The 23218-nt window shown below is 69.2% G+C and carries 22 protein-coding genes; 10 read left to right on the top strand and 12 right to left on the bottom strand.

Annotated elements, in window-relative coordinates:
- The first annotated feature begins 14 nt into the window (after positions 1-14).
- Genes G4X40_RS06165 through G4X40_RS06155 form a run of 3 tightly spaced genes read left to right on the top strand, consistent with a single transcriptional unit; the run spans position 15 to position 2154 of the window.
- Positions 15-1058, top strand: a complete 1044-nt coding sequence (locus tag G4X40_RS06165; protein WP_277830870.1) for a carbohydrate ABC transporter permease — start codon at positions 15-17, stop codon at positions 1056-1058.
- A complete protein-coding gene (locus G4X40_RS06160) occupies positions 1058-1954 on the top strand; it encodes a carbohydrate ABC transporter permease (RefSeq protein ID WP_277830869.1) in 897 nt (298 codons plus the stop codon). Before G4X40_RS06165 ends, G4X40_RS06160 begins: the two co-directional genes overlap by 1 nt.
- Positions 1951-2154, top strand: a complete 204-nt coding sequence (locus G4X40_RS06155) for a hypothetical protein (protein WP_277830867.1) — start codon at positions 1951-1953, stop codon at positions 2152-2154. Before G4X40_RS06160 ends, G4X40_RS06155 begins: the two co-directional genes overlap by 4 nt.
- Positions 2155-2178: 24 nt before the next feature.
- Here the strand turns inward: G4X40_RS06155 and G4X40_RS06150 are convergent, their stop codons facing one another.
- The 9 genes from G4X40_RS06150 to G4X40_RS06110 form a co-directional block, all read right to left on the bottom strand.
- A complete protein-coding gene (locus tag G4X40_RS06150; protein WP_277830865.1) occupies positions 2179-2520 on the bottom strand; it encodes a hypothetical protein in 342 nt (113 codons plus the stop codon).
- Positions 2521-2640: 120 nt separating this feature from the next.
- Positions 2641-3501 (bottom strand): heme ABC transporter ATP-binding protein, encoded by an 861-nt coding sequence (locus G4X40_RS06145; RefSeq protein ID WP_408642120.1) that lies wholly within the window; start codon positions 3499-3501, stop codon positions 2641-2643.
- Positions 3492-4574, bottom strand: coding sequence for a FecCD family ABC transporter permease (locus G4X40_RS06140; protein WP_277830863.1), 1083 nt, complete (start codon positions 4572-4574; stop codon positions 3492-3494). Before G4X40_RS06140 ends, G4X40_RS06145 begins: the two co-directional genes overlap by 10 nt.
- Positions 4575-4587: 13 nt before the next feature.
- Positions 4588-5598 carry a heme/hemin ABC transporter substrate-binding protein gene (locus tag G4X40_RS06135; RefSeq protein WP_277830862.1) on the bottom strand — a complete coding sequence of 337 codons (1011 nt, stop codon included), beginning with the start codon at positions 5596-5598 and terminating at the stop codon, positions 4588-4590.
- Positions 5598-6278: a biliverdin-producing heme oxygenase gene (locus G4X40_RS06130; RefSeq protein WP_277830860.1), complete on the bottom strand. Its 681-nt coding sequence runs from the start codon at positions 6276-6278 to the stop codon at positions 5598-5600. Before G4X40_RS06130 ends, G4X40_RS06135 begins: the two co-directional genes overlap by 1 nt.
- Entirely contained in the window at positions 6275-6790 is a 516-nt protein-coding gene (locus G4X40_RS06125; protein ID WP_277830858.1) for a DUF4878 domain-containing protein, read from the bottom strand. The genes G4X40_RS06130 and G4X40_RS06125 overlap by 4 nt, the downstream gene beginning before the upstream one ends.
- A 294-nt stretch (positions 6791-7084) precedes the next feature.
- Positions 7085-8689 carry a ribosomal protection-like ABC-F family protein gene (gene abc-f / locus G4X40_RS06120; RefSeq protein ID WP_277830857.1) on the bottom strand — a complete coding sequence of 535 codons (1605 nt, stop codon included), beginning with the start codon at positions 8687-8689 and terminating at the stop codon, positions 7085-7087.
- A 302-nt stretch (positions 8690-8991) separates the two neighbouring features.
- Positions 8992-10086, bottom strand: coding sequence for an inositol-3-phosphate synthase (locus tag G4X40_RS06115; RefSeq protein WP_277830856.1), 1095 nt, complete (start codon positions 10084-10086; stop codon positions 8992-8994).
- On the bottom strand, positions 10079-10657 hold the full coding sequence (locus tag G4X40_RS06110; RefSeq protein ID WP_277830855.1) for a PadR family transcriptional regulator: 579 nt from the start codon (positions 10655-10657) through the stop codon (positions 10079-10081). Before G4X40_RS06110 ends, G4X40_RS06115 begins: the two co-directional genes overlap by 8 nt.
- A gap of 217 nt (positions 10658-10874) precedes the next feature.
- Between G4X40_RS06110 and G4X40_RS06105 the strand changes: the two genes are divergently transcribed.
- The 6 genes from G4X40_RS06105 to G4X40_RS06080 all read left to right on the top strand — a co-directional run bounded on the left by G4X40_RS06105 (position 10875) and on the right by G4X40_RS06080 (position 18230).
- The gene (locus tag G4X40_RS06105; RefSeq protein WP_277830853.1) at positions 10875-11282 is read left to right on the top strand and encodes a DUF5318 family protein; all 408 of its coding nucleotides are present in this window, start codon (positions 10875-10877) and stop codon (positions 11280-11282) included.
- A 151-nt stretch (positions 11283-11433) separates the two neighbouring features.
- Positions 11434-13752 (top strand): transglycosylase domain-containing protein, encoded by a 2319-nt coding sequence (locus tag G4X40_RS06100; RefSeq protein WP_277831312.1) that lies wholly within the window; start codon positions 11434-11436, stop codon positions 13750-13752.
- Between the two features lie 71 nt (positions 13753-13823).
- On the top strand, positions 13824-15437 hold the full coding sequence (locus G4X40_RS06095; RefSeq protein WP_277831311.1) for a glycosyltransferase family 87 protein: 1614 nt from the start codon (positions 13824-13826) through the stop codon (positions 15435-15437).
- Between the two features lie 126 nt (positions 15438-15563).
- Positions 15564-16439, top strand: coding sequence for a TIGR03619 family F420-dependent LLM class oxidoreductase (locus G4X40_RS06090; protein WP_277830852.1), 876 nt, complete (start codon positions 15564-15566; stop codon positions 16437-16439).
- 66 nt (positions 16440-16505) lie between these two features.
- Positions 16506-17441, top strand: coding sequence for an agmatinase (speB, locus tag G4X40_RS06085; RefSeq protein ID WP_277830851.1), 936 nt, complete (start codon positions 16506-16508; stop codon positions 17439-17441).
- 69 nt (positions 17442-17510) lie between these two features.
- Positions 17511-18230, top strand: a complete 720-nt coding sequence (locus G4X40_RS06080; RefSeq protein WP_277830850.1) for a peptidylprolyl isomerase — start codon at positions 17511-17513, stop codon at positions 18228-18230.
- A gap of 57 nt (positions 18231-18287) precedes the next feature.
- On the opposite strand, the gene G4X40_RS06075 is transcribed toward G4X40_RS06080, so the two are convergent.
- Positions 18288-19022, bottom strand: a complete 735-nt coding sequence (locus G4X40_RS06075) for a hypothetical protein (protein ID WP_277830849.1) — start codon at positions 19020-19022, stop codon at positions 18288-18290.
- A 334-nt stretch (positions 19023-19356) separates the two neighbouring features.
- On the opposite strand from G4X40_RS06075, the gene G4X40_RS06070 reads away from it, so the two are divergent.
- Positions 19357-20601, top strand: a complete 1245-nt coding sequence (locus tag G4X40_RS06070) for an N-acetylmuramoyl-L-alanine amidase (RefSeq protein WP_277830848.1) — start codon at positions 19357-19359, stop codon at positions 20599-20601.
- Here the strand turns inward: G4X40_RS06070 and G4X40_RS06065 are convergent.
- Both G4X40_RS06065 and pruA read right to left on the bottom strand, forming a co-directional pair.
- Complete coding sequence (locus G4X40_RS06065) at positions 20575-21504, bottom strand: proline dehydrogenase family protein (protein WP_277830847.1); 930 nt, start codon at positions 21502-21504, stop codon at positions 20575-20577. The two genes, G4X40_RS06070 and G4X40_RS06065, sit on opposite strands and share 27 nt — an antisense overlap.
- A 4-nt stretch (positions 21505-21508) precedes the next feature.
- Complete coding sequence (gene pruA / locus G4X40_RS06060) at positions 21509-23134, bottom strand: L-glutamate gamma-semialdehyde dehydrogenase (protein ID WP_277830845.1); 1626 nt, start codon at positions 23132-23134, stop codon at positions 21509-21511.
- Positions 23135-23218: the final 84 nt, after the last annotated feature.

Genomic DNA, 23218 nt, shown 5'->3' with positions numbered 1-23218 from the left:
TCGAGGAGTGAGCGATGGCTGTTCCTACGGGTGATTCGACCGTGGCTACAGCCCCCACCGCGGCCGGGGACGAACCCCCCGGCCGCGGTGTGCGTGCAAGGGAACCGAAGCGCCGCTTCGGATTGAGTGCGCGCCGGGCCTGGCTGCTGGTGATTCCCACACTGCTCGTGCTGGCCGTCGTGATCGTGTACCCGGTGGTCCGGGCCGTGATCATGTCGTTCCAGAAGGACGAGGGGCTCGACGCCGCCACCGGCATGTTCGTGCAGGGCGGCTCGGCCGGGTTCGCCAACTACACGCACTGGCTGCTGCAGCAGTGCCCGGCGGCGGGCGGCGGCACCATGGCGTGCCCGCCCGGCACGCTCGGTTCCCAGTTCTGGGGTTCGGTCGGCATCACCGTCTTCTTCGCGGTGATCACCGTCGCGATCGAGACCGGCGTCGGCCTGTGGATGGCCGTGATCATGGGCAAGACCTTCCGCGGACGGGCGCTGCTGCGCGCGGCAGTGCTGATCCCGTGGGCGATCCCGACCGCGGTCACCGCCAAGCTCTGGTACTTCATGTTCGCCCCCGACGGGGTCGTGAACCGGGTGTTCGGCACGCACATCCTGTGGACGGTCGACGTGTGGCCGTCGCGGTTCGCGATCATCATCGCCGACGTCTGGAAGACCACGCCGTTCATGGCACTGCTGATCCTGGCCGGGCTGCAGATGATCCCGCAGGACGTCTACGAGGCGGCCCGCGTCGACGGGGCCAGCGCCTGGCAGCGGTTCGTCCACATCACGCTGCCGCTGGTCAAGCCCGCCCTGATGGTCGCGGTGCTGTTCCGCACCATGGATGCGCTGCGCATGTACGACCTGCCCGCGATCCTCACCGGCGGGTCGCCGTCGACCGCGACACTGTCGGTGCTGGTGGTCGACCAGGTCCGGCAGGGCTTCAACAGCGCGTCGGCGCTGTCGACGCTGACGTTCCTGTTCATCTTCCTGATCGCCTTCGTGCTGGTGAAGTTCCTCGGCGCCAACGCGGTTCGCACCCAGGAAGACCAACGGAAGGTCGGTAAGTGATGGCGCACCGGGCACCGGAGACGGCCGCCGCGTCGGCCATCACCAGGACCACCACCCCGTCGAGACGCCGGAACTGGAAGGGCCTGCGCATCTACGTCGGGGTGGCGATCATCCTGCTGTGGGGGCTGGCGCCGTTCTACTGGATGATCGTCACCGCGTTCCGCGACCCCGCGTACACGTTCGACGACACCCCGTGGCCGACACACCTGACGCTGGCCAACTTCCGCAACGCGCTCGAGACGTCCAACGGCAACGACTTCCCGCATGCGTTGCTCAACAGCATCATCATCGGTGCGGCGACCACCGCGATCGCATTGGTGGTCGGTATCTTCGCGGCATACGCGCTGGCGCGCATCGACTTCCGCGGCAAGTACCTGGTGACGGGGGTGATCCTGGGCGCGTCGATGTTCCCGGTGGTCGCGCTGGTGACCCCGCTGTTCCAGCTGTTCACAAACATCGGCTGGATCGGCACCTACCAGGCGCTGATCATCCCGAACATCTCGTTCGTGCTGCCGCTGACGATCTACACGCTCACCTCGTTCTTCTCCGAGCTGCCCTGGGAACTCGAGGAGGCCGCGCGGATCGACGGTGCGTCACGGTTCCAGGCGTTCCGGATCGTGATGCTGCCGCTGGCGGCACCGGCGATCTTCACCACCGCGATCCTGGCGTTCATCGCCACGGTCAACGAGTACCTGCTCTCCAGCCAGCTCTCCAGCAAGGCGACGGAGCCGGTGACGGTGGCCATCGCGCGCTTCTCCGGCAACGATCCGCACGTGGTGCCGTACGCGGCGATCATGGCCGCGGGCACGATCGTGGCGATCCCGCTGGTGGTCCTGGTGCTGCTGTTCCAGCGCCGCATCATCTCCGGTCTGACGGCGGGCGGCGTCAAGTCGTGAGCGCGAGGCCCGGTCGACGCCCCGGACGCCGCGAGGCGCTCGAGGTGCTGATCGGGTTCCTGGGCTTCTTCGCGGCCGCGGTGTTCGTCACCGCGGTCGTGGAGATCGTCCGCGACACCCCGAGCGTGACCGCGTCGCTGGTGCTGCTGGCGTTGCTGATCGTGCTTGCGCTCGCGTGGCGGGTGCGGCGGCGGCTGTAGTGGGGCGGTTGCGGAGGCGACCGCTCAGCCGGCCAGCACCGCGGCGACGCGGTAGCGATCGCGCAGGGCATCTGCCCACGCTCGCAGCGGGCCGTCGAGCACGGCCTGCGAGGTGCCCGACACCCCGAACACGACGCCGGCGGCGCCCGCGGACCCGGTGGTCGCGGCGAAGATCTCGCCCGCGGTGGGCGGGTCCAGCACGAAGGTGTGCCGCTCCCCCTCCCGCGCGAGGAAGTCGCTCGCGGTGCGCGTGATGCCCAGTCCATGGCGGCGCAGCGCCTGCTGGATCTCGTCGAGCGTGATGAGTGCGAGCGACTCGAGGGCGGTGCTCGACTGCGGTGCGGTGGTGACTGTCAGGCGAAGCATGCGACCGAGTATCGGCCACCTGTGCGGTGTGGTCCCGTGCGTTTGGGTGAGGTCACTGCGCGGGCGCAGAACGCTGTGCCCGCCCACAAGCGCGGCCCCGCAGGGCCCGACTCGCCGGAGTCAGATCCGCAGGCCGCGCTCCGACATTCCCCGTGTCGACACGCCCCGTACCGGGTCGATCCGGATACCGGCGTCGTCGCCGGTGACCTCGATCGGCACCTCGAACACCTCGGTGAGCAGCGCGCCGGTGAGCGTCTCGCGGACCGGGCCGCTCGCGCGCAACTGCCCGGCGGCCAGCACCGCAACCCGGTCGGCATAGGCAGCGGCCAGGTTCAGGTCGTGCACCACGACGACGACCGCGTCGCCCGCGTCGGCGCGGTGACGCACGATCTGCATGACGTCTTCCTGATGCTTGAGGTCGAGGGCGGCGGTCGGCTCGTCGAGCATGATGATCGAGGTGTCCTGGGCCAGCACGCGGGCCAGCGCGACACGCGCCCGCTCACCCCCGGACAGCGCCGCGAACGGCCGCGGCGCCATCGCGCTCACGTCGCATTCGGCGAGCGCCTCGGCGACTGTCCGGGCGTCGTCGTCCTGCCGGTCGGTGTGTGTCCACGGCGCCCGGCCCATCTGCACGACCTCGCCGCAGGTGAAGCCGAACCCGGCGGTGTGCTGCTGCGGCAGCACCGCCCGCAGCCGTGCCTGCTGGAGCGGCGACCACCGCGAAAGCGGCGAGCCCGCGAGCTGCACCGCGCCGCCGGCGGGTTTGACGGTCCCGGCCAGCGCGCCGAGCAGCGTCGACTTGCCGGCGCCGTTCGGGCCCACCATCGCCAGCACCTCGCCGTAGCGGACCTCGACGCTCACCTCCGACAGCGCCGGCCGCTCGCCGCCCAGGTTCACGGTCACCTTGTCGGTGGCCGCGGCCGGCGCGGAACGGTCGGGCTCGGGGATGTCCGCGCGGTGCAGTGAGAGCCTCATGCCCATCCTCCCGCCCGGGTGCGCTCGCGGCGCAGCAGGTACAGGAAGAACGGGCCGCCGACCAGCGAGGTGAGGATGCCGATCGGCAGGTCGGCGTGCGCCACCAGCGTGCGGGCGCACAGGTCGGCGATCACCAGCAGCAGCGCGCCGCCGAGGATGCTCGCGGGCACCAGGATCCGGTGCGCCGGACCGACCAGCATGCGCATCAGGTGCGGGATGACCAGGCCGACGAACAGGATGATCCCGCAGAATGCGACGGCTGCTGCGGTCAGCAGCGCGACCACCACGATGGCGATCTGCCGCAGCCGCTCGACGTCCACGCCGAGATGCCGCGCGGCGGTCTCGCCGAGCGAGAGCAGGTCGAGCTTGTGCGCCATCAGCATCGCGGCGATCAGCCCGACCACGACCATCGGTGCGACGATGCCCACCGACTGCCAGGTGGCGCGGCTCAGGCTGCCGAGCTGCCAGAACACGATCTCGTCGCGCGCGGTCGGCGAGGCGCGGAACGTCAGGTAGGCGATGACGCCGCCGGCGAACGCGTTGACCGCGATTCCGGTGAGCACCAACGTCACCACCTCGGTGCGACCGCCGGCGCGTGCGAGCCAGTACACGACCCCGGTGGCGATCAGGCCGGCCACGAACGCGCCCGCCGAGATGGCGTACTCGCTGACCGCGACGCCACCGAAGACGATCACCGCCGAAGCGCCGGAGGCGGATCCGGCCGACACCCCGATCACGCCGGGCTCGGCCAGGGGGTTCGCGAACACCCCCTGCAGCACCGCGCCGCCGCAGCCCAACGCCGCGCCGACCAACAGCGCCAACACGATTCGCGGGAACCGCACCTGCCACAGCGTCGCGTCACCCTCCGGCTGGGTGGGCATCGGGCCGACCGGGATGTGGAAGTGGTGCAGGAAGCTGCCGAGTACCTCGAGCGGCGGGATCGAGAACTGGCCGATCCCGGCTGAGATGATGCAGGCCACGACCAGCAGCACGAGCAGGCCGGCCAGCACCACCGGGCCACGTGAGGCGCGGGGGCGGCGCGCGCGGCGGGTGCGTTCGGGGGTGAGTGTCGTCGTCATCGGTTCGGTTGCGTCATCGGTTCGGGTACAGGGCCTTTGCCAGCGCGATCATCACCGCGCCGGTACGGGGCCCGAAGCTGAGCAGCACACCGTCGTCCATGTCGACGACGCTGCGGTTGCGGCCGGCGGGCGTCTGGGCGATGCCAGGCACCCGCTCGAGACCGTCCAGGCCGCCGACCGAGGCGAGCCCGCCGGTCATCATCAGGAAGGTGTCCGGCCGGGCTGCGATCAGCGACTCGGTGGTCACCGGCGTGAACGGGGAGGTCAGTCCCTGGGCGGTGCCGGCGTCGATACCGCCGAGGTCCTCGATGAGCGTGTCCGCGCCGGAACCGGGACCGCCCAGGATGAGCAGTCCGGTGCCACGGGCGTAGAGGAACGCGATCTTCCGCTTCGGGGCGTCCGCGGGCACCATCGCCTTGGCCTCGGCGATCTCCCGATCGGTGCGGTCGGCCAGTCGGTCGCCGAGCGCGGGCACGCCGAGCGCGGTCGCCACCTGCTTGATCTCGGTGGTCGCGGTGGCGATCGAACGGGTCGGCGAGAAGTAGACCACCGGCACCCCGGCCGCCTCGATCTGCTGCAGCGCGGTGGCAGGCCTGATCGTGGTGTCGGTGAGGACGACGGTCGGGTGCAGCGCCAGCACCGACTCGGCGTTGAGCTGCGTGCCGCCGGGGGTGACGTTCGGGATCGACTGGGCCGCAGGGAACTTCGTGGCGGTGTCGCGTCCGACGAGGTTCTTGCCCAGTCCGAGGGCGAACACGGTGGTGCCGTACGTGCCGTACTGGTCGACGGCGACGATCCGGCTCACGTCCCGGACCGTCACCTCGCGGCCGTCCTCCGAGTGCACGGTCACCGGCAGCACCGGCCGCGGGTCGTTGCTGATCGGCACCGGGTTGTCCGAGGCCAACTCGGCGGTGACCGCACCGTGGGTGTCACCACCGGAACCGGACGACGAGCACGCCGTGACCGCGCCGAACAGCAGTAGTCCGCACAGGACGACCGCGACCCGGCGTGCTCGCCCCGTCATCACGAGCGGACCCGGTACCCGTCGAGTCCCGCGGCGAGGTCGTCGAAGACGTCGCGGTTGAGGCCGAAGATGTCGTTGACCTCGGCGATGAAGCGCTGCTCGTCGGCCGGCGACAACTCGAGACCGTCGAGCGCGTCGCGGTAGTCGTCCTTGAACGGCTTGGGCTTGGGGATCTCGTCGAAGATGTAGAAGCGCACGCCGTCCTCGGTGTGCCCGTAGGCATTTCCGATCGCGCGCCGGATGATCTGCCCGCCCGAAAGGTCGCCGAGGTAGCGGATGTAGTGGTGGGCCACGAACAGCAGCGGGTCTTCGTCGGCGGCCTTCTCTATCCGTTCGACGTACCGCGTGGTCGCCGGCAGCTCCTTGACCGCGGACCGCCATTCGGGACCGGTCAGGAACTCGAGGTCGGCCTCGAGTGCGGCGGTGCGCACCAGCGCGGCGGAGTGGAAGCGACGGACTGGGTCGCTCGACTCCAGTTGCGCGGCACGACGTTCCAGCGCCTCGTAGATCAGATAGTTCTGTCCGAGCATGTCCGCGTAGGCGGACTCGTTGAGCGCGCCGGAGAGCAGCTCGCCGACGAACGACGACTCCTCGGCGTTCTTGTGCGACTCCGCCGTGGCGTTCCTCAGCCGGTCGGTGAAGAGGGTGTCGGGTCGCCGGCGCACGGCGTGGGCGCTCACTGGCCCGCTCCGCTCGGCCCCTGACCCATCGCCAGCAACTGGGCGGCGGAGGCCGCCGAGAGCTTCCAGACGTCGTTCTGCGCGGTCCAGGTCATCGGCATCGTGATCGGAGCCGGCGCGTGCGGGCTGGCGACGGCGACCTGGCTGGTGGCGGTCGGGCCCGTGACGGTCACCGACTTCACCGTGATGACGTCGGGCGTGTAGCCGCCCTGCGCCGCCATCTTCGCGAACTGGTCCCACTTGGCCGCGTCGGCCGCGGTCGCGCCCTCGACGGTGGTGACCTTCTCGGTGCCGGGGACGGACGGATCGAACAACGCGCGCAGGTCCTTCTGGGCGGTCGCCTGGTCGAGCGGTGCGATCGCGGCGGCCGAGCCGGTCCCGTTCGCCGCCGCAGCGGGTGCGGACACGGACGTCGTCGTCGCAGTCGAATCGGTTTCGCTGTTGCTGCACGCGGCGGTGCCCAGCGCGGTCAGCGCGATGGCGCCGGCCACGATGATGGCGCGAGTGTTCACGGGGCCTCCTCGGAATCTCGAGATAGATCAGGTATTAGGCAAGGCTAACAAATCGTCGAGATGGACGAGCGTCCGGTAGGGGTGATCTCCGTGACGTTCGGTGGCACGCGCGCCGGGCGGCACGGATGGTCGGGCTCTGGGGTCGGGTCTGGGGTCGACAGTCCGCACCTGACACATCTTGCGCGCACCTCGCACGGCTGGGCGGCATATGTGAGGTACCTCCGCGCTGTGTGAGGTCGGCCGGGGCGCGGGAGCGGTGCGGTGCGCGCGGACGACGCGACCGGCGGGTTGGCGTCACAACGCCAGGCGCCTCCCTCGGAACCGGCTTCGCAAACGTCGATCGTGCGTCACGAGCACGACGGCGCCGGTGTACGCATCGAGCGCGTCCTCGAGATCCTCGACGAGCGCCGGCGACAGATGGTTCGTCGGTTCGTCGAGGAGCAGGAGGCCCGCGCCACCGGTGGCCAGCAGTGCGAGGTCGAGCCTGCGCTGCTGTCCGTACGAGAGGTCCCCGAGCGGTCGGCGTAGGTCGTCGGCGCGGAACAGTCCGAGTTCGAGCAACCGCTCGGCGGCATCGTCCAGGTACAGCGAACGCTCGGCCGCGAACACGGCCGCCGGCGTGGTCGACGATGCCCGCGGCGGTGCGGACTGCCGAAGGTAGCCGACCCGGGCAGGGACGCTGACCTCGCCCTCATCCGGGGTGGTCTCACCTGCGATGACGTCCAGCAGGGTCGTCTTCCCGGATCCGTTCGGACCGGTCACCAGCAGGCGGCCCCCTGGTTCGATGTCGAGCCGGGGCAACTCGAGCCGTGACTCCACCCGCACATCACGCAGCCGCACCCGCTCTGAACCCGATGCCTGGTCGGTCACCGGGACATGCGTGAACCGCAACGGATCCGATGGCGGCGCAACGGGGTCCGCGGTGAGGCGCTGAATTCTCTCCTTGGCGTTACGGATCCTGCCCACCGCGCCGTGGTCCCGCCCCCGCGCACGGAAGGCGCCATGTCCGAATCCGGCCTTCTCCCGCTTACGGGGGATGGCATGCAGACGACTTGCGTTGGTGTCCACCAGATGCCGACTGCGGTCGAGTTCGGATCGCCAGTGCTCGTAGTCGGCCAGGGCCTGTCGCCGCTCGACGGCCTTCGCCTTCAGGTAGCCGGCATAACCGCGGCCGTAGCGTCGCACCCCGCGGTCGGCGACCTCCACGATCACCGACGTCAACCGGTCGAGGAACACCCGGTCGTGGGTCACGACGACGACGGTGCCGCGGTGCGCGAGCAATCGGTTCTCCAGCCAGCCGACGGCCGCGTCGTCCAGGTCGTTGGTCGGTTCGTCCAGCAGCAGCAACTCGGCGTTCGATGCCAGGCTTGCCGCGAGCGCGACCCGCGCGCACTGTCCCCCGGACAGGGTGGTGAGACGCCTGGAGCGGTCGAGATCGGCCAGCCCCAGCGCATGGAGTCCCGCACTCACCCGCTCATCGGCGGTGTGCCCGTCCATGCTCTCGAAAAGTGCGGTGAGGCAGGAGTATCGGTCGAACAGACCGGTGAGTTCGGAGTCATCGGCGTGCTGTATCCGTGCTTCGAGCTCCCGGAGGCGGCCCTCCAGGGTGCGAAGGTGGTCGAGCACGTGGTCGATGGCGTCCGCAACCGTCGCCTCCTCGGGCAGGTCGAGGGATTGCGCGGCATAGGCGACCCCGCCGGGAACCTCGACGCGCACCTCTCCGGCGTCGGGCCGGAGGACGCCGGCGAGCAATGCCAGCAGCGTCGACTTTCCGGCCCCGTTGTCGCCGACGATGCCGACGCCCGTGCCGGGGGCGATCGTCAGGTCGAGGTGGTCGAAGACGAGCAGGTCGCCGAAGCGCTTGCTGACGGCGCGTAGGGACAGTTGGGGAACAGACATGGGTGCGCTCCTCGAATCCGGATGAGCCCGGTGAGATCGGAAGATGTCCTCGCACAGGCGCCTTCGGCCGAGACCGACGGAAGGATGTGCGCACAGGACTCGCCGCGGATCGTGCTCGCCGCGGCGTCCAGATCTAGTGATTCAGAGTTCCCACGGCGGTGACCCTACCTGTTCCGACCCGATGCCGCACCGGATTTCTCGTGCACCCCGGACATGCCGAAGGCCGCGCACCCGATGGGTGCGCGGCCTTGCTGCTGTGCGTGAGTTGCGGGGCCGGGACCCCGCGACTCACGCACGGGCGGTCACTCGCCGGCGATGAACTGCTCCAGCTGGGCGCGGGCCTGGTCGTCGGGCATCTGCACCGGCGGGGACTTCATCAGGTACGACGCGGCCGGCAGGATCGGGCCGCCGATGCCGCGGTCCTTGGCGATCTTCGCGGCGCGCACGGCGTCGATGATGATGCCGGCGGAGTTCGGGGAGTCCCAGACCTCGAGCTTGTACTCCAGGTTCAGCGGGGCGTCGCCGAAGTTGCGGCCCTCGAGGCGGACGTACGCCCACTTGCGGTCGTCAAGCCACTCGACGTAGTCCGAGGGGCCGATGTGAACGTTGCGGTCGTGGACCTTGCCGGACAGCGGTCCGTCGAGAATCGACGTGACGGCCTGGGTCTTCGAGACCTTCTTGGACTCCAGACGCTCGCGCTCGAGCATGTTCTTGAAGTCCATGTTGCCGCCGACGTTCAGCTGGTAGGTGCGGTCCAGGATGACGCCGCGGTCCTCGAACAGCTTGGCCATCACGCGGTGGGTGATGGTGGCACCGACCTGGCTCTTGATGTCGTCGCCGACGATCGGGACGCCCGCGTCCTCGAACTTCTTGGCCCAGACCGGGTCGGAGGCGATGAACACCGGCAGCGCGTTGACGAACGCGACGTTGGCGTCGATGGCGCACTGCGCGTAGAACTTGTCGGCCTCTTCGGAGCCCACCGGCAGGTAGGACACCAGCACATCGACCTCGGCATCCTTGAGCGCCTTGACCACGTCGACCGGCTCCGCGTCGGAGACCTCGATGGTCTGCGCGTAGTACTTGCCGATGCCATCCAGAGTGGGACCGCGGAGGACCGTTACATCGCTCGGCGGGACGTCGGTGATCTTGATGGTGTTGTTCTCGCTGGCGTTGATGGCCTCGGACAGGTCGAACCCGACCTTCTTGGCGTCCACGTCGAACGCGGCGACGAACTTCACGTCGCGCACGTGGTACGGACCGAACTTGACGTGCATCAGGCCGGGGACGGTGGCGTTCTCGTCGGCGTCCTGGTAGTACTGCACGCCCTGGACCAGGGACGAGGCACAGTTCCCCACGCCCACAATGGCCACGCGCACCGAGGTGCTGTTCTCACCCATGGTCGGGTTCTCCTTCTTTCTTCGGAAACTCATTCGTGTTCGAGGTGTTTGCGGTGTGCTCCTCGGCTGCGATCAGCTCGTTGAGCCAGCGCACCTCGCGCTCGCTCGACTCGAGGCCCAGCTGGTGCAGCTGCCGGGTGTACCTGTCGAGATGCCCGGAAGCGCGCCCGACGGCGTCCCGGAGACCCTCGCGTCGCTCCTCGACCTGGCGGCGTCGCCCCTCGAGGATGCGCATGCGTGCCTCGGCGGGGGTGCGGCTGAAGAACGCCAGGTGGACGCCGAAACCGTCGTCCGTGTAGTTCTGCGGCCCGGTGTCGGCGACGAGCTCGGAGAAGCGCTGCTTCCCGAGCGGGGTCATTTTGTACACCCGCCGGGCACGGCGTCGAACGGTTCCGTCCGGACCGTCGTCCTCGGCGATCAGGCCGTCGGCCTGCATGCGCCGAAGCGTCGGGTAGAGCGAACCGTACGAGAAGGCTCGGAAGGCGCCCAAGAGCCCGGTGAGGCGTTTGCGCAGCTCGTAGCCGTGCATCGGTGACTCGTGCAGCAGCCCGAGAATCGCGAGCTCGAGCACGGTTCACCACCCTCCGACTGTTTCGCGCAGGGTGTCCCACGACACCCTGTCTGCGTGATGCGATGACTCACTGTATCGCACCGATATATGCGAGCGCAGCAACGGGCTGAATGTTTCTCCGAGTAACCGCTACTTCTCCGGACCGCGAGCGCGCGGAGGGCCGCTGTGACCGTCGGCACCCTGTCTGCTCTCAGGGAGCCCACGTACCCTTGTCCCCGTGCGATTGCAACGACAGGTGGTGGACTATGCGCTCCGGCGCAAGTCCCTGCTGGCCGAGGTCTACTCGGGTCGGCGCGCGGTCGGCGAGGTGTGTGACGCCGGCCCCTACCTGCTCCGCGCCGCGCGCTTCCACGGTCGACCGAGCGCGGTGACGTGCCCGATCTGCCGAAAGGAGCAGCTGACGCTCGTGTCGTGGGTCTTCGGCGACAAGCTCGGTCCGGCATCCGGATCGGCGCGGACCGGCGAGGAACTGGCCCGGATGGCGACAACCCACGAGGAGTTCTCGGTGCACGTCGTCGAGGTCTGCCGCACGTGCAGCTGGAACCACCTGGTCCAGTCGTACGTGCTCGGTAGGATCCCGGCGCCGAAGCGGACACGGCCCCGCCGACGCACCGCGAGCGAATAAGCGAACAAGCCCGCCCGGCGCGCCCCAGAAAGTCGATCGCCCCTGCGCCCAGTCACGACTTGGAGTTCTGTCTGTGTATGTCCCACCCGACGCCAACCGCCGGCCCCCGCGCGACGATGGGCCGTCCGGCAACGGCAGGTCGAAGAAGCAGTTGACCGATGCGCAGAAGAAGAAGCGCACGTGGCGGCGGATCCGCTACACGCTGTTCACGCTGATCGGGCTGGGCATCATCATTCCGCTGGGCACCTTCATGGTGGCGTACATGATGATCCGCATCCCCCAGCCCGGGGACGTCGCGACCAACCAGGTCGCCACGATCTACGAGTCGGACGGCAGCACGGTGCTGGCCAAGGTCGTCCCGCCGGAGGGCAACCGCGTCGAGGTCGACGTCAACCAGATCCCCCAGCAGGTCCGCAACGCGGTGATCGCCGCGGAGGACCGCAAGTTCTACACGAACCCGGGTTTCTCGATCACCGGCACCGCGCGCGCGGCGATCAACAACGTCACCGGCGGTGACACTCAGGGCGGTTCGACGATCACCCAGCAGTACGTCAAGAACGCGGTGGTCGGCGACCAGCGGACGATCTGGCGGAAGATGAAGGAACTGGTCATCTCCGCGAAGATGGCCCGCCAGTGGTCCAAGGACGAGATCATGGGCGCCTACCTGAACACCATCTACTTCGGTCGTGGTGCGTACGGCATCGGCGCGGCGTCGAAGGCCTACTTCAACAAGCCGGTCCAGGACCTGACGGTCGGCGAGGGCGCGGTGCTTGCGTCCTCGATCCGCAGCCCCAGCAACCTCGACCCGGCGACCAACCCCGAGGGGGCCAAGGAGCGGTGGAACTACGTCCTCGACGGCATGGTCAAGGACGGCAGCCTGAGCCAGTCGGACCGCGCGAACCTCACCTATCCGCAGGTGCTGGCCTCCGCGCCGTCCGACACGCATGACAACTCGGACGGACCGGACGGGCTGATCAAGACCCAGGTCCTCAAGGAGCTCGAGGCCAACGGGATCAGTGAGCAGGACCTGAACACCCGCGGCCTGCAGATCACCACGACCATCGACCCGAAGGCGCAGGCCTCCGCGGTCAAGTCGGTGCACGACGACCTCGAGGGCGAGCGGTCGAACGTGCGCACCGCGGTCGTGTCGGTGGATCCGCGCAGCGGCGCCGTGCGTGCCTACTACGGCGGCGACGACGGCCACGGTTACGACTACGCGAACGCGGGTCTGCAGTCGGGCTCGACGTTCAAGGTGTTCGGCCTGGCAGCGATGCTCGCGCAGGGCCGCCCGGTGACCGAGAAGTTCGACGCGTCGCCGCTGACGATCAACGGCGTCACGATCACCAACGCCGACGGCGAACAGTGCACGACCGGCAAGCAGTGCACCGCCGCGCAGGCGCTCAAGCAGTCGCTGAACACGGTCTTCTACCGGCTGATGCTCTCGCTCAACCACGGCGCCAAGGATGTCGCGGACATGGCCCACGCCGCGGGCATCCCGAAGCAGATCCCGGGCGTGCAGGGCCCGTCGCTGCAGGAGTCCGACGGACAGGTCTCCGACGGTGTCATCCTCGGCCAGTACCAGGTCCGCCCGTTGGACATGGCCGCCGCGTACGCGACGTTCGCGGACAACGGCGTCTCGCACCCGGCGTACTTCGTGCAGAAGGTGGTCGCCGCAGACGGGCAGGTGCTGCTCGACCGCGGACCGAACCCGCCCGGCACCAAGGCGATGGACGCGGCCGTGGCCGACAACGTCGTCTCGGCGATGAAGCCGATCGCCGCGTACTCGCACCAGCACCAGCTGGCCGGCGGGCGCCAGTCGGCCTCGAAGACCGGCACCACCCAGCTCGGCGACACCGGCCAGAACAAGGACGCCTGGATGATCGGCTTCACCCCGTCGCTGTCGACGGCGGTGTGGGTCGGCACCGCGGACGGTGTGGCGCTGAAGAACCCGGGCGGGTCGATCATGTACGGCTCGCAGCTGCCGTCGGACATCTGGAAGGACACGATGGACGGCGCGCTGGAGGGGACCTCGAACGAGAAGTTCCCCGAGCCGGCACCGATCGACGGCGTCGCGGGTGTGCCCGAGTACGTGCCGCCGACGGCCACCTACAAGCCGAAGCCGACGCAGGAGGAGCAGGCGCCGTCGCTCGGGTCGCAGCTGCAGAGCATCATCCCGAACCTGCCGACGCCGCCGACCGCGATCCAGATCCTGCCCGGTGTCACCATCCCGATTCCGGGTCAGGCGCACCGGCCGTCGTACGGAGACCAGAACAGCGGGTCGGATCCGTCGCAGGGCACCGGTGACACGAGCGGTACCGGCGGCGACACCGGCTCCCCCGGCGCCGACTCCGGCACCGGCGACTCGGGAACGGGCAACTCCGGCACCGGTGATTCGGGCACCGGCAACGCGGACGGCACCGGGGCGGGCACCGGTCATCCCGGCGGCGGCAACGGTTTGTTCGGCCGTTGATCCGGGCCGGCCACGTCCAGGGCGGGGTTGCCAGGCGCGGGCGGTAGCCTGACGCGGTGGCCGAACACCCCCTGGACGGGCCGGACCCCGACCGTCCGTCCGTCGAGAGCCGGGAGCCGGACTTCGTCTCGCCGGAGCCGCTCGTCGAGGACGGACACGGTGCGGTCGGGCGCGACCTGCCGACCCGCACCGACCGGCTGGTCGCCGGCGCCTCGCAGCTGATCGGTGGCCCGGTCGGCGCGCACGCGCTGATCGGGCGCGCCCGCTTCTTCACCCCGATGCGGGTGATCCTGCTGCTGTCGCTGGTCATGTTGTCGCTGAGCTGGTTCGGCAAGGCGGGCTGCATCCAGCAGTACCCGGGCGGCAGCGGCGGATCGGAGGTCCTCGACTGGCGGGGTAGCCGCCAGTACGTGGCCATGTGCTACTCGGACACGGTGCCCCTGTACGGCGCGGAGCAGCTGAGCAAGGGCGAGTTCCCGTACAAGTCGTCGTGGACCGGCAGCGATGTGGACGCCGACGGCGCCAGGGTTGTGCACCACATGGAGTACCCGGTGCTGACCGGGCTCTACCAGTACGCGTCGATGGTCATCGCGAAGGCCTGGTATCAGGGAGCCCACTCCGGTTGGCTCCCAGGCGGTCTCGAGGTGGCCATCTATTTCAACGTGGTCGCGTTCGGGCTGGCGATCGCCTGGCTGATCACCGTGTGGGCCAGCAGTTCGCTGTCCGGACGGCGCGTCTGGGACGGCGCGCTCATCGCGCTGTCGCCGCTCGTGCTGGTGCACGCGTTCACGAATTTCGATGCGCTGGCAACGGCTTTCGCGGCCACCGGTCTGCTGGCATGGGCGCGCAGACGGCCCTGGCTGGCCGGCGTGCTGCTCGGACTCGGTGCTGCGGCCAAGCTCTATCCGGCGTTCCTGCTCGGTCCGTTGCTGGTGCTGTGCCTGCGCACGGGCCGGATGCGCCAGTGGTGGCAGGCGTGCGGCGCGGCTGTCGCGGCCTGGGTCGCGGTGAACGCGCCCATCGCGATCCTGTTCCCGGCCGGCTGGAGCGAGTTCTTCCGGCTCAATGACCTGCGCGGCATGGACCCCGACTCGATCTACAACGTGATCGCGTCGTTCACCGGGTGGCAGGGCTTCGACGGCCCGCTGGGTCCCGGCCAGAGCCCGTCGATCCTCAATGCGGTCTCGCTCGGGCTGTTCGTGCTGGCCTGTGTGGGCGTCGCCTACGTCGGACTGACCGCCCCACGCCGGCCGCGGGTCGCGCAACTGTGTTTCCTGGTGGTCGCCGCGTTCCTGCTGACCAACAAGGTGTGGAGTCCGCAGTATTCGCTGTGGCTGGTGCCGCTGGCGGTCCTTGCGCTCCCCCATCGCCGAATCCTGTTGACGTGGATGACGATCGATGCGCTCGTGTGGGTCCCCCGGATGTACTACTACCTGGGCGTGCAGAACAAGGGTCTGCCCGAGCAGTGGTTCACCGCGACTGTTGCCCTGCGCGACATCGCGGTCCTGGTGCTGTGTGCACTGATCCTGCGGCAGATCTACCGACCGGAGGAGGACCTGGTGCGATACGGGTTCGTCGACGATCCGTGCGGCGGGGTCCTCGACCGCGCGGCGGACGTCGACCGGCCCTGGCGCCGCATCGAGCGCGAGCGGGAACCGGCCTCGCCGGCGCCACTGCGGACCTGACCACCCCCGACCGTTCGGGCCGCCTCCCGCTGGCCGGGAACGGTCCGGAGCGGTCGGTGCGCGCAGGGTTTGAATGGACCCGCCACGGAACGTGGCGCCCATCACATCTCCGCGCGAGGAGCACCGATGCGATTCACCTTTGCCGAGGCCATGACCGACCCCGAGTTCTACCTGCCGCTGGCGCAGGCGGCGGAGCGGACGGGATTCCACAGTATGACGGTGGCCGACAGCATCTGCTACCCCGCGGAGTCGGATTCGGTGTACCCCTACACCGCGACCGGCGGCCGGGAGTTCCTCGAGAACAAGGCGTTTCCCGAGGCGCTGATCCTGACCGCGGCGATGGGCGCGGTGACCAGCACGCTGCGCTTCACCCCCTTCGTGCTGAAGCTGCCGGTGCGCCCGCCGGTGCTCGTCGCCAAACAGGCCGCGACGCTCGCCCACATGACCGGCAACCGTCTGGCGCTCGGCGTGGGCGTCAGCCCGTGGCGGGAGGACTTCGAGGTCATGGGGGTGCCGTTCGAGCGCCGCGGACAGCGCATGAACGAGGCCATCGACATCGTGCGCGGGCTCACCGCCGGCGGCTACTTCGAGTACCACGGCGAGATCTACGACGTCCCGTCCATCAAGATCAATCCGGTGCCGACGCAACCGATCCCGATCCTCGTCGGCGGTCACAGCGACGCCGCGCTGCGCCGCGCCGCCGTCCGCGGCGACGGCTGGATGCATGCCGGGAGCGAGGGCGACGAGTTGGACCGCCTGCTCGACCGGTTGCACAAGTTCCGTGCGGAGGCGGGCACGGGTGACCGCCCCTTCGAGATCCACGTCATCTCCCCCGATGCCTACACCGTGGACGGCGCGCGCAGGCTCGAGGACAAGGGCGTCACCGACGTGGTCGTGGGCTTCCGGAACTCGTATTCCGAGGCGCTCGACACCGAAACCCTCGCGACGAAGGTCGATCGGATGGAGAAGTTCGCGGAATCCGTTGTGGCCAAAGTCAACTGACCGACCGCGACGGTGAATTCGACGGATCCGTGACCGCCGACCGTTCGGCGCGGCTACCGTGGGCACATGGATCGCCCCGTGGGACCGGTCGACGCCACCCGGGTGCCGCGCTTCGCGGGCCCGGCCACCTTCGCCCGCCTGCCCCGCCGCGACCAGGTGGACCGCGCCGACATCGCCGTGCTGGGGGTTCCGTTCGACAGCGGCGTCAGCTATCGGCCCGGCGCACGGTTCGGCCCGGCGCACATCCGGGCGTCGTCCAAGCTGCTGCGACCCTACAATCCGGCCGTCGACGTCTCCCCGTTCGACGTGCAGCAGGTGGTCGACGCCGGCGATGTGCCGGTCAACCCGTTCGACATCGAGCACGCGATCGACGAGATCGAATCCGCCGCAGACATATTCGGCGCCGAGGGCATCCGGCTGCTGACCCTCGGCGGTGACCACACGATCGCGTTGCCGCTGCTGCGGTCGGCCGCGCGGCGCCAGGGCCCGCTGGCGGTCGTGCACTTCGATGCGCACCTGGACACCTGGGACACCTACTTCGGGGCGCCCTACACGCACGGGACCCCGTTCCGCCGCGCCGCCGAGGAGGGGCTGCTCGATCCGGCGCACTGCCTGCACGTGGGGACGCGGGGCCCGCTGTACTCCTCAGAAGACCTGGGCGCCGACTCGGTGTTCGGGTTCCAGGTGATCGCGGCCGACGACTTCGGCGCGAGTCCGCTCGACGCCGTCGTCACCCGCATGTGCGACCGTCTCGGCGATGGGCCGGTCTACGTCTCGGTGGACATCGACGTCCTCGATCCCGCACACGCCCCCGGGACCGGGACGCCGGAAGCCGGCGGCCTGTCGTCGCGCGAATTGCTCAGTGCATTACGGGGTTTGGCAGGGCTCAACCTGGTCGGTGCGGACATCGTCGAGGTCGCGCCGGCCTACGACCACGCCGAGATCACCGGCATCGCCGCCGCGCACGTCGCCTACGAACTGTTGTGCGCGATGGCGGGCTGAGACCGCGAGCCTGCGGGCCGGCAGTCCGGTTCGCTTTCGCCGGCGGGCCGGCCCGCATATCCTGCCGACATGACGATGCAGCGGCGATTCGGCCGGGTGGGACTGATGGCGGTTACGGTGGCGACGGCGGCGCTCGCGCTGGCCGGATGTAGCAGCGGCAACAACAGCAGCACGGCGCCGCAGGCTGCGGGCAAGTGCACCTTCGCCAAGGACTCCTCGTCCCCGGCGGCGAAGCCGGTCAAGGCGCCCACCGACGTCAACCCGCCGACCGCCGGCACGGTGTCCGTCGCCGTGCAGACCACCGCCGGACCGATCCCGATGACCCTGGACCGGGCCGAGGCCCCGTGCACCGTCGAATCGATGGTGTCGCTGATCGGGCAGAAGTACTTCGACAACACCCCGTGCCACCGGCTGACCACCGAGGGCATCTACGTGCTGCAGTGCGGCGACCCGACCGGTACCGGCACGGGCGGCCCCGGCTACACGGTGCCCGACGAGTTCCCGAAGAACCTGGCGCCGATGCCCGGGACCCCGGCCGACAGCGGGACCGTGATCTATCCGCGCGGCACGCTGGCGATGGCGAACACCGGGCAGGCGAACTCCGGCGGCAGCCAGTTCTTCCTGGTCTACAAGGACTCGCCGCTGCCGGAGAAGTACACGGTGTTCGGCACCGTCGGCGCCGCGGGCCTGACCACGCTCGATGCGGTCGCCGCCAAGGGCGAGAACACCGGTCAGGGCGACGGCGCGCCGGTCGAGGCGGTCACCATCAAGTCGGCCACGATCCACTGATCGATCGGTCATGACCGAGGTGGTCGGGTTCCCGGGTCCGTGCGACCCGGGACTCGGCTACTTCGCCTGTTCGACCTTCTGCACGGCCGCGGTGAACAGCTTGTCGAACTCGGCCTGGTCCGTGGTACCGCCGCCGAGGTTGACCTCGTTCATGGCGACGGTCATGCCGCGCACCTGCGCATAGCCCAGCAGGGAGGCGCTCTGCGTCGGCCCCTGCGGGCCGAGCTCGGTCGTCACGACCTGCCGGTAGGCGTAGGCGTGGGCCGGGTCGACCCCGCCGGGGAGAGCAACAGCGGTGCTGGTGCTCTTCGTCTCGGCCTGCTGACCCCCGAGGGACATCTTCATGGTCACGTTCGCGCAGGGTCCCGAGATCGCGGTCTTGACCTGATCAAGGTTCAGTGGGTGACCGAAGATCATCTCGAGATACATGTGGCCGTCCGCGATATAGGTGGTCGCGGCGACGTCGTCGACCGCGTTCGCCAGTGCCTTCTTCAGGTCGACCTGATGTGCACCGCACTGCGCCGGCGTGACCTGTGCCGACTGCGTCGTGTCGACCACCTTGTCCGCCTGGGACTTGAGCATCTCCGGCGTGATCGGCTGGTGCTGTGCCCCCGCGGGGAAGGCCGCCTGATCCAGGAGCAGCTGCTCCTTGGGCGTGGTCGGGGCGGGAGCGGTGGCTGCACCACCGGAAGCCGCGGCGTCCGGCTGTGCGGACCCGTTCGACGAGCAGCCGCTGAGCAGCATCCCCATCGACGCGCAGAACACGATCCCGGCAACGTGAACCCGTCGCATACTTCCCCTTTGAGTGATCCGACAGCGACGATCATCGCCGCGCCGAACTGCCGAAAGCCGGTCCGATGCGGGCCGACCTGCAAAAACCGTTACGCACATTACCGGGGGTCCCCGCCGGTGCCTGTGCGCGTTCCCCCGGTGAGGGGTGCCCGGTCGGGATCGTCGGACGGTCACCGTCGGGTAACAGCCCGCTCTCGATCCAGTGTGCTTCGCCGGCAGCCTCGCGTCGACGAGCACGATCTGTTTCACTTGTGGCGGCTGTGACAGAAGTGACAACAGTGATGCACTGCGGAAGGAGAGCGGCGTCGGTGGTGCGGCCCGGCGTCCATGCGAGATGAACAGGACTGCGATCAAGGCCGGCATCTGCGCGACGCTGCTCGGTTCCACCATGGTGCTGCCGGTCAGTGCCATGGCCGACCCGGCCCCGAGCACCACCACGACCACCACTGCGCCGACGGCCACCGCCGAGAGCACCACGAGCCCGACCCCCACCACGAACCCGACAACCACCACCGGCACGCCCACGGCCGGCACGCCCGCGGCACAGGTCGGCGGCAACCAGTTGGCCGGCAAGACGATCTTCCTGGACCCGGGCCATCAGGGCAGCGCGGACGGGCACGACCTGGCCAAGCAGGTACCGGACGGATACGGCGGCACCAAGGACTGCCAGACCACCGGCATGACCACGCTCGCCGGGGTGCCCGAGCACACCATCAACTGGAACGTCAGTCGGCTGGTCGAGTCGAGCCTGGAGTCCCTGGGCGCCAAGGTCGTGCTCAGCCGGCAGAACGACACCGGCTGGGGAGGCTGCGTCGACGAGCGGGCCAAGGCCGCCAACGAGTCCGGCGCCCAGCTGGCCGTGAGCATCCATGCCGACTCCACGAGCACCGGGTCCGACGGCACCGACCACGGCTTCCACTTGATCGTCCCGCAGCTGCCGATCCCCGACGCCAAGGCGAACGCCGCGCAGTCGGGGCCGGGCCTCGAGGCGTCCAAGATCATGCGCGACGCGTACGTGAAGGCCGGATTCACCCCGGCCAACTACGCGGGCGTGCAGGACGGGCTGCAGACACGCAAGGACATCGCGGGTCCGGCGTTGACCGAGGTCCCGGACGTGTTCGTCGAGATGGGCAACGGGTCCAACCCGGCGGATGCGCAGCTGCTCGACTCCGGAGACGGGCAGCTCAAGCACGCCATCGCCATCACCACCGGCATCGTCACCTACCTGCTCACCGGCAACCAGGGCGCTGCCGCGCCGGCCACGACGACCGCGCCGTCCGCCCGCAGCTTCGCCGTCACGCAGCAGAGCGACGGAACCGACACCGCTACCACTACGACCACGGCGCCGCCGACGACCACCACGACGACGACGCCCTCGGGTGGTGGCAGCGCGGCCAGCGGTTCGGGACTGCTGGGTGAGGTGTTCGACTTCCTCAAGCCCCTGATGCAGGCCAACGGGCTGGGCGGACTCGCCGACCTGATGAACGACACGAACCTCGGAACCGTGTCCGAGCTGGCGGGGAAGCTGTTCGGGATCCTCAGCAATGGCGGATCACCCGCGGCCACCGGGGGCAAATGAGCGCAGGAAGAACGCCAGGTTCGCCGGGCGCTCGCCGAGTCGGCGCATGAAGTACGGATACCAGGCGTTGCCGAACGGAATGTAGACCCGGACGCGTAACCCCGTTGCGGCCAAAGTTGTTTGGGCGCGTGGACGGATGCCGTAGAGCATCTGGTGTTCGAACTCGCTGCGGTCGCGTCCGTACGCCTCGGCCAGTTCGCCCGCGAACGTGATCAGCGCCGGATCGTGCGTGGCGACCATCGGATATCCCTTGCCCGACATGAGAATCCGTAGGCAGCGTCGATACGACCCGTCGATCTGGGCCCGCGACCGGAACGCGACCGAGGCGCCCTCGTCATAGGCGCCCTTGCACAGGCGGATCCGGGACGACGGCCCGGACAGGTCGCGGCAGTCTGCCTCGGTGCGCCGAAGATAGGCCTGCAGGACCGCGCCGACGTCGGGGAAGTCGGCACGCAGTTCGCGCACGGTCTGCAGGGTTGCGTCCACGTACGGGTACTGCTCCATGTCGACGGTGACGGTGGTGCCGGCGTCCCGGGCCGCCGCGCACACCTCGCGGGCGTGCTCGAGCGCGATCCCACGGCCGTCCGGCAGGGCCAGGCCCAGCGCGGTCAACTTGACCGACACCTCGACCCGCCCCGCCAGGCCCTCCGCACCGATCCGGTGCACCAATGCCACATACGACTGGGCGGTCCGGTCGGCCGCGGCGCGGTGGACGGTGGCCTCGCCGAGCAGGTCCAGGCTGGCGAACCGGTCCGTGACGACCGCGCGCGCGGCGGCGATCGCCTGATCGAGATCGTTGCCGGCGACGAAGCGCGCCACCACCGGTCGCGACAGCCGGGAGTGCTCGACGAAGCCCTTGCACCGGGGAGAGGCCGACGCGGTGAGCAGCAGTGACCGCAACATGACCTCACCCCTGGTGTGGATAGCGGACCGAAACCGGTGGTACGAAGGTCTCTTTGACGGTGCGCGGGCTGACCCAGCGCTGCAGGTTCAGCACGGAGCCCGCCTTGTCGTCGGTGCCGGAGGCGCGCGCACCGCCGAACGGTTGTTGTCCGACGACCGCGCCGGTGGGCTTGTCGTTGATGTAGAAGTTGCCCGCGGTGTAGCGCAGGCGCTCGGTCGCCGTCGCTATCGCCGAGCGGTCCCGGGCGATCACCGCGCCGGTCAGTCCGTACGGTGAGCCGCAATCGACGAGATCGAGAGCATCATCGAATCCGTTGTCCGGGTAGACGAACACCGACAGCACGGGGCCGAAGTACTCGGTTCGGAAGACCTCGTGGGTCGGGTCGGTCCCGACGACGACGGTGGGCCGGACGAAGTAGCCGACGGTGTCGTCGGCGACCCCGCCCGCGACCACCCGCAGCGATTCCGCGTCGTCGACCCGTTCGAGCATCGTGCGTACGCGATCGAACGCCGGACGGTCGATCAGCGCGCCCATGAAGTTGGCGAAGTCCGCCACGTCGCCCATCGTCAGCGACTCGACCTCGTCGATCAGGCTGTCGCGCAGATGATCCCAAGTCGACTGCGGCACGAAGGCGCGGGACACGGCGGAGCACTTCTGGCCCTGGTACTCGAATGCGCCGCGTACCAACGCCACTCGCAGCACGTCCGGATCGGCACTCGGATGGGCGACGACGAAGTCCTTGCCACCGGTCTCGCCCACGATCCGCGGGTAGTTCCGGTAGGTCTCGATGTGACTGCCGACCGTCGACCACAGATGCCGAAAGGTCTTGCTGGAGCCGGTGAAATGGATTCCCGCAAGGTCTGGATGGGTCAGCGCCACATCGCTGACGGCGATCCCGGTCCCGGTGGTCAGGTTGATCACGCCGTCCGGCAGCCCGGCCTCCCGCAGCAGGTCCATGGTCAAGGTCGCGGCCAGAGTCTGTGTCGGCGAAGGCTTCCAGACGACGGTGTTGCCCATCAGGGCCGGGGCGGTGGGCAGGTTGCCGGCGATCGAGGTGAAGTTGAACGGGGTTATCGCATACACGAATCCCTCGAGCGGGCGGTGATCGAGCCGGTTCCACACGCCCGGGGCGCTCATCGGTTGCCCGGCTAGCAACTCGCGCGCGAAATGCACGTTGAACCGCCAGAAGTCGATCAGCTCGCAGGCGGCGTCGATCTCGGCCTGGATGGCGGTTTTCGACTGTCCGAGCATGGTCGCCGCGTTGATCCGGTCGCGCCACGGACCGGCCAACAGATCGGCCGCGCGCAGCAGCACGGCCGCGCGGTCGTCGAACGGTGTCGAACGCCAGCCGGGTGCGGCGGCCAGTGCGGCGTCGATCGCCTGTTGCGCATCGGAATGCAGGCAGTTGCCCATGGTGCCGAGCACGTGCGAATGATCATGGGGGATCACCACGTCGATGGGATGCCCTCCGCCACTGCGCCGCCGTCCGCCGATCGTCGACGGCAGATCGTGCACGGTACCGGCGAATTCGGCCAGCGTGGCCTGCAGGCGCAGGGTCTCCTCGGCGCCGGGGGAGTAGTCGCGCACCGGTTCGTTGCGCGGCATCGGTGTATCGGTGACCGCATCCATTACGAACTCCCCTCGCCGAGGCAACCGCAAAAGGACCCGTAACCAGGCTAATTCGGCGCTCGGGACGGCGCCAGCATTGTGGGA

Origin of the sequence: Speluncibacter jeojiensis, from assembly GCF_029589495.1 — a bacterium.
In the GTDB taxonomy this organism is placed as follows: Bacteria; Actinomycetota; Actinomycetes; order Mycobacteriales; family Mycobacteriaceae; genus Speluncibacter; species Speluncibacter jeojiensis.
This window is presented reverse-complemented; position numbering and strand designations above follow the sequence as displayed.